Source organism: Pseudomonas sp. NBRC 111123 (assembly GCF_001320205.1).
Lineage (GTDB): Bacteria > Pseudomonadota > Gammaproteobacteria > Pseudomonadales > Pseudomonadaceae > Aquipseudomonas > Aquipseudomonas putida_J.
Map to the genome: position 1 here is coordinate 1 of NZ_BCAZ01000092.1, position 6,108 is coordinate 6,108.

Consider the following 6,108-nt stretch of genomic DNA (forward strand, 5'->3'; position numbering starts at 1 on the left):
CGGGATGTCCATTTCTCGCGGTCTTCGTCATCAACGAAACCCTTGTAAAAATCGGCTTCACTCCGGAAGGTCAAGGTGAACAAGTAGGACCCTTTCTCTCTAGGCGCTTTCGTGTCGTTTTCACGCTGTACGCTTAGCTTCAGGTACTCATTGCCTCGATACAGCAGCCAATTGCTGAACATCGGCATAGATAGCCACTTATCTTTATCCAGCGCCAGGGTTGGGTCTTGCCATGGGCCAGTTGCGACGGGAGTGCCGAGGACTTCATCCACTTCTTTGAACTTGCCAGTTTCGGTGACTGGTATTCTCGCCTCGTTTGGATAGATATAGCGTTGCCATCCCGCTTTGCCAAGTTTAGATACCATCTCACTAAAATAATGCATGGCGAGCTCGTGCTCGCTATTTGGCGCTACGCCATTCAATGTGACATACGAATTTGAGAGCGTATCACTTTTGTAAGTCATCAATGTCGCGCTGATAACGTCGTCAAAAACCACAGGTTGGCTTTTGCTTTCAACGGTCAATACGGCTTTGTTCGGGTTGGCTGAGGAGATGTCGAACTCAAAAAAGCAGATATCGCTATTGCAATCTTTGGACAGCGGTGCAGTCGATTTTGACAGCAGGGACTGAATAGGTTCGTCAAAGTTTATTTTGATTGTGGGTTTGTCGTTTTTCATTTCAGCGTTCTCACATCCAAGCAGCGCTGCGAGCAGCAAGATAATTACGGGCTTACGCATTTTCACTCCAAGATGCAATGGTTCTTATTGTGCTTTCCATGTGAGCGTTCTGGGCCTGCATAAGGTTGTGGTACTTGTTTGCAATGTTTCCAATGAATTTCATTCTGTCTGTGGCGTTATGCAACTTGCCTTCAGTCATTACGATGTCGTATTGAGGGTCGTTCGTTTCGCACGCCGTGCTGAATGCAGCGAGCCGACGAGGTACGCCGAAATGGCCTTCGACTAAAGCCTGGCTGTTGAGCAGTGTCTTGAATATTTTGCTTTCATAAATCAATGGCTGCAGGATCATGAGCTGTTCATGGTTCGCAATCGCCATGAGTGACGCCAGCTGTTGCGTTCGGCGGTCATCACGGTTAGCACTTTTCTCGATTTTGGGGAAATAGGAAAATCCTTGTGCGAGATAGTCAGTTACTTGGAGGTTGTTGATTTTAGCCGGTGCTTCACTTGCCCATGGGAGCGACTCGAAAGCAGGCTTGAAACGATCGTTGTACTTCGCCCAGTTGCGGCTGCACATACATTATTTAAACTGCTCTGGATGATTTATATAGAACCAGTGCCATACAAAAATGTCCTGAAAAAGCCAAAAATTCCCTTTTCCTAAAAATACTTTGGTCGCTTCAAGTGCGGCGTAGCCAACAGTGGTGTAGCGCATTTTTGTAGTACTAGAATAATCAAGCGCGCACATGACCTGCTTGCTGGCAAACGCCGCAAGCCCTGTCCAGTAGAATCGCCCTTTGAGTTCGGGCTTGCCGCCGCTCTCCAGTTCCAGATAGATTTTCCCGTAGTTGCCGGCGATGCGTGCCGCGCGCGTACTGAAATTTTCGACGAGCTCGTAACGTGCGGGCTCTTTAAACTCAAGCCGAGTTTTGATGCATAGTCGTCTTGTTGCAGTTTGTTGGCCGAGCGTCCAAAGATCCACACAGCCAGGGTTCAAGTCATTGACTGAGCAAACCTGCGCATTAAGATTAAAATCTTCCTTCATGATTTTGTTCTCGGCACGTATTTGTCCGCATTCGCGGGCACTATCAATTCGTCTGGAATCAAACTAACTTTTGCATTCTTGGCTTTGTCGCTAAAGAAGCAGGGCGTAGCACCATCTTGATCGGTAAAATAAGCCCTTTTACCTTCACCTGGAATTTCAACCTCGACAGCCACGTTCTCCAGCGGTACACCGTGACTGGTCATCAACCTGTTCTGTTCGTCATACATGCCAGAGTCAGGACCGGTGGGTAGCTCCTTGAACGTGTGTTCCATGCTGGCCGGTCCATCCAGCGTTTTTTTCGCCCCCTTTATGTCGATGGTCCCCGGCGCATGCACCTCGATATTGCTGCCCTTGATGCGGATATAGGCACCACCGCTGGTAAGCAGGATTTCCTTCTGTGCCGACATCTCGATCAACTGTTCCAGCGACGTGAGCTTCATGTTCTGCAGCGCAGTCAGTTCCATCGCATCACTTTGTGCCTCCAGTTCGACCTTGCCCTTGGCAGTAAACAGCTTGGCCCCGGCGTTCTGCGCAAACAGGCTGATGCTCTGCACCACGCTGGCCAGCAGCGACTTGCCGCTGGCGATGCTGACGTCTTCACCCGTGCTCACGGTCAGGTGCTTGCCACTGTGCAGGTGGGTGTTCTGTGGCGTGGCGGTGGCGATGTCGGCCGGGGAGGAGGCGATAAGCAGGGGCTTCTGGTACCCCGGGGTCTTGCCGCGGCCGCCGCTGCGGATGGCCCAGGCGGTGCCGCGCAGGGCGCCGCAGTTGTTGCCGCGCTGCTCGATCAGGTAGCCGAGGTTGAGCTGGGTGTGGCCGTGGCTGCTGTGCAGCTGGGTACGTACCTGGCCGGTGGAGTCGTCCATTACCCACTGGTTGAAACCGCCACCGCCGATTTCCTTGCTCTTGTAACCGCTCATCAGGCCGCTGGAGTGCCAGGCGGGTTTATGACCGCCGTACACCTGGCCCATGATCAGCGGGTGGTCGATGTCGTTGTCGAGGAAGGTGACCACCACTTCTTCGCCGGTGCGTGGCACGTGCATTCACTCCGGAAGAGGTTTGAAACCCTGCAGCAACTCATCCCAAAATGCCAACGCCTCCTCATCCGATTTAAAGTTGCTTCCATTTTCATGAGTGCCTAACTCAATGGCGATATAGGGACGCGTATTGGACTCTAATGTGCCGTCGTATTCGAATTGGAACGCATAAAATGGTTTGCCATCTATCTCAGTGGCAACTGCCACCTCTTCTCCTTCGATGCCGCCGGCAGTGCGTTTGTTCTTGCGAAGTGTTTTTAAGCGACCGCTATTTGACAGCTCTCCTACTACAGGGTCATATTCTTTTTGCTCGAATCGTTCGAGAAGACTGGGTTCTTTTTCAACGATACTCTTTGTAAGGAGGCTTATGTAGTTTCCTGTGTGCCCCTCAATTTGCGCGCCCATATAGATAGATTCGAAAAACTGATCATTGGGGAGCGTAGAGTAACCCGCTTCCAATGCGAACGCGCCGTGTGGGGGCGCCGCATCAGGACGTCTGAAATAAATGGCATTGCTTAGTTTTCGCATATTTTCTACAGCTTCAGGTACTCCGTTGGGTGTGACGCGCTTGATCATCATGTGATATAACGTATTTTTACTTGTAAGCAAGTACACGTTAAACGTATATAGGGTGCTGAGGCGCGAGAGCAGAAGAACGCTTCCATTATCGAGCTGAATTGTTTTTTCGTATTTACTGCTTGTGCCGCGAGCGACACCTTTTTCTAAGTCGTCAATAAGGCGCTGAGTAATAACAGGTAGTTGAGATTTTCCATTTTTGCTCACGAGCTCAATTTTTTCATCAAAAATCTTGTAGTCAGTGGCAATTTCCGAGCCTTGCGGGAGTGATAATTGAAAGCGGCCGAAGTAGTGTGTATTCCAATTGTTGTCAGGCATGACGGCCTCTCTTGGTTTGCTGGTGTCTGCGGAAAGGGAGTATGTTGCATATGTTAAAGCTACCGCGAGTAAAAAACGGCTGGCTATTTTCATTACGGGTTCCTTGACAATCGAAATGTCAAATGCTCTTGGAGATCCTTACGAGGCTGTACAAAGTGGCAAATTGCGTTCGGCCGGCCTTGTCAGTGTAAGCATCCTGGTGGCCGTAGCCCGCCGTGTTGTTAAACGCGCCTTCTTTGCAGTAACGGTTTAGTAGTCCACCATTTTGCCCGTGAGCAAATGCGCCGTGCACGCCTGGTTTACCTCGGGGTGCAGTAGATGAGAATGCCGGTACCGTGCCGTCGCCAGGGTAATAACCAGGCCCAATACTGAGGGTATATAAACCGTTTAGCGTGATTTCAGCGTCTAGGTTGTCGCCGCTTAGATTGGCTGTTTTAATATCGAGGCCTTGTAGGCTGTTGGCTGCCCACTCAATTGTCCCCCACGTATAAAGTTTTGATGATTTCGATTCGGCGGCATAATGAACGAAGGTATTCGTATGGTATTTTTTTTCAATATCGGCATGAAAGACTTTTACTTCATCTATCACATCGCCAAATTTTTGTCGCAAAGAGGGAGGCGTTGATTCTACTCTTTTGAGCTTTGTTGGTTTTTCCTGTCTGGCAGAAACCACGCCCGCGGGATCGAATAATTTATTGTTCTGCTCCGGGATTAATCCCCACCATTTTTCTGACTTGTAAATTTCTTCGTAAGGGCACTGCTCGGGAAGGCGAAGCATTCTTTCCAGGCTGGACTTGTCTTTTGCAAATAGCCAAGGTTCACCGTCGTTATAGTCGTGAGAAGGTAATAGTTCTAGCGGGCCGTTTGCGAATGCCATCACCGCCACTCCATCTGCGGCATCTCGCCCCAAAATTTTCTTTTCTGCAAGAGCCTCAAAGCCTGCTCGAACCCGTTTGTAACTTGCAGGCGCGCCTGTTGCGGGCATGGCACCATGAATAACGCCATATATTTTACTAAACCCATGACATGCAACAATTGCCCTGGCTACTAACCCCCCCATTGAATGAGTGACGATGATTACTTTCTCGGCTTTGCCATTGTAGTGGGGAAGCACCGTATTGTTGATGTAATTGATGATGTCTTTTGCTGAGTCGCGGTTCGACTGAAGCCAATTATAGCCGGCCGCCCACACCTCATATTGTGTATCTGCTGCGATTTTCAAACCGCTCGCATCGCCCATTGCTGCAAGGCTGGGGTTGTTCTCCCAATCCCCCCAATCGCTCGGCATTTGCTCCGCACGCGCTTTCCATTCGCCCTGAAGATCGTTGTTGCGCATGATGTCATTCATCTGCCGCTGCATTTCACCCATAATCGGATGATAGGCAGAGCGCATGATTGCTCCCCACTTGCGCATTCGCATGTCATCTTTTGATAGCCCACTGCCGGCATCGTCCAACTCGCCTCCTTCGTAGACACCTACCGCGCCCGGGGTCGAGTCGAGTTCCGCCTGCCTTTGTTTGGATGACTTGAACCAGCTGCCAAACAGCAAGCCCAGCGTTTTGACAACCGGGAATACACCGTCCATGTTTGGGGCAACCCAGACACGCTTCTTGGTCTTCAGGTTCATGAGGTTGGTGCCCATGATTCCGGGAATGAAGATAATCGGTACTACCTTGTCACGCTTGCACGCTACACACTTCTCTACGGAGTCTTTGGATGAAGAAAGTGTGGTGTTGGCCGTCAGCATGCCATCCTCATCGTACTCTTGAGGTAGGTGCAGCGCGGCATCTTTGGGTGTCGAGGTTTTAGTTCCCATGGCGAGGTCCCTTATTTCTAGCTGTGGATACACGAGGCTTAGCGGAATCACTCATCATGCATCCCCCAATACTTTGATCTTCATGAACTCAGCAATCTGACTCTGCTGCACCGGAATCTTCCCTGCTGCATCCGACACATACTGCATCACGCTGCCATCAGCCCTGGTCACCTCAACCTTCACCCCCGGCGCAGGCTCCCCGGTACTGAGTTTCTTGATCACATACGGGTCGGCGAAGTCGGTCTTGGGCATTTCATTGAAGCTGTGCGACAGGCTCGTCCCGCCACTAAAGACTTTCTTCGCCCCTTTGACATCAATCGTGCCCGGCGCATGGATTTCGATGTTGCCGCCCTTGATGCGGATGTAACCGCCACCACTGGTCAGCAGAATCCCGTCCTTGGCAGCGATCTCGATACCGGCAGCCGTCGAACTGAGCTTCATGTTCTGCAGTGAGGTCAGCAGCATCTCGTCGTTCTGCGCTTGCAATTCCACCTTGCCCTTGGCGGCAAACAACTTGGCCCCGGCGTTCTGCGCAAACAGGCTGATGCTCTGCACGACACTGGCCAGCAGCGACTTGCCGCTGGCGATGCTGACGTCTTCACCCGTGCTCACGGTCAGGTGCTTGCCACTATGCAGGTGGGT

At 51.1% G+C, this 6,108-nt stretch carries 4 protein-coding genes and 2 pseudogenes; all 6 read right to left on the reverse strand.

What is annotated here, in order from left to right:
* A partial coding sequence (locus tag APH27_RS25245) for a hypothetical protein (protein WP_060486204.1) occupies positions 1-737 on the reverse strand: 737 nt, incomplete at its 3' end.
* Positions 730-1,719, reverse strand: a pseudogene (locus APH27_RS27285) (DUF2515 family protein). The gene APH27_RS25245 and the pseudogene APH27_RS27285, both read right to left, overlap by 8 nt.
* Positions 1,716-2,762, reverse strand: a pseudogene (locus APH27_RS26280) (DUF2345 domain-containing protein); the annotation flags it as partial. The pseudogenes APH27_RS26280 and APH27_RS27285, both read right to left, overlap by 4 nt.
* Entirely contained in the window at positions 2,763-3,743 is a 981-nt protein-coding gene (locus APH27_RS25260; RefSeq protein ID WP_256250730.1) for a T6SS immunity protein Tli4 family protein, read from the reverse strand.
* A gap of 25 nt (positions 3,744-3,768) precedes the next feature.
* Positions 3,769-5,466, reverse strand: a complete 1,698-nt coding sequence (locus APH27_RS25265) for a triacylglycerol lipase (RefSeq protein WP_060486205.1) — start codon at positions 5,464-5,466, stop codon at positions 3,769-3,771.
* Between the two features lie 54 nt (positions 5,467-5,520).
* Positions 5,521-6,108: DUF2345 domain-containing protein (locus tag APH27_RS26985; RefSeq protein ID WP_256250731.1), on the reverse strand; the 588-nt coding region annotated here is incomplete at its 5' end.

Bases quoted from the DNA above. Each gene is read 5' to 3' on its own strand.
- APH27_RS25260 (WP_256250730.1), bottom strand. From the start codon at position 3,743: ATGAAAATAGCCAGCCGTTTTTTACTCGCGGTAGCTTTAACATATGCA.
- APH27_RS25265 (WP_060486205.1), bottom strand. From the start codon at position 5,466: ATGGGAACTAAAACCTCGACACCCAAAGATGCCGCGCTGCACCTACCT.